The sequence below is a fragment of the Mesorhizobium sp. M7A.F.Ca.CA.002.05.1.1 genome (genome assembly GCF_003998335.1).
In the GTDB taxonomy this organism is placed as follows: domain Bacteria; phylum Pseudomonadota; class Alphaproteobacteria; order Rhizobiales; family Rhizobiaceae; genus Mesorhizobium.
Map to the genome: position 1 here is coordinate 1 of NZ_RZQI01001623.1, position 493 is coordinate 493.

Sequence of the window (493 nt, forward strand, 5' to 3'; positions counted from 1 at the left end):
TTCGGGCGCCGCGTGGCGACATGAGAGACGATCGGCGGCGCAATGTCGGCGATGCGATCCGGGTCGACGAAGTCGGCATCGAATACGGCATCCATGGCGAGTTCCGGCTGCGCAGCGCCTATCAGCCGATTTTCGCGCCGCGCGGCCGTTTCCTTCACGCGGTCGCGGCCGAAGCCCTGATCGAGCCGCACCGTGCCGGCCGCCCCGGCGCGCCGAAGGTGTTCTTTGAAAGCGTTGCCGTCTCGGACCGGCTGTTTGTGGAAACCATGTGCCGGGCGCTGCATCTCAGGAATTTCCGCAACATCGGCGTCGACGGGCTCGACCTGTTCTTCAACTACAACCCGTTGATCAACGACCATGCCGGGCGGGCATTGGCCGAGATTCGCCTGATGACCAGGCATCTCGGCGAGTTCGGCCTGGCGCCGGCCATGCTGGTCTGCGAAATCACCGAACAGGCGGCGGACGACGCGCTTCTCGTGCGGCTGGTGCGCGA

General features: G+C 65.7%; 1 pseudogene. It reads left to right on the forward strand.

The annotated features are described in order from the left end of the window. Nucleotides 1-20: 20 nt before the first annotated feature. Nucleotides 21-493, forward strand: a pseudogene (locus EN939_RS37405) (EAL domain-containing protein); the annotation flags it as partial.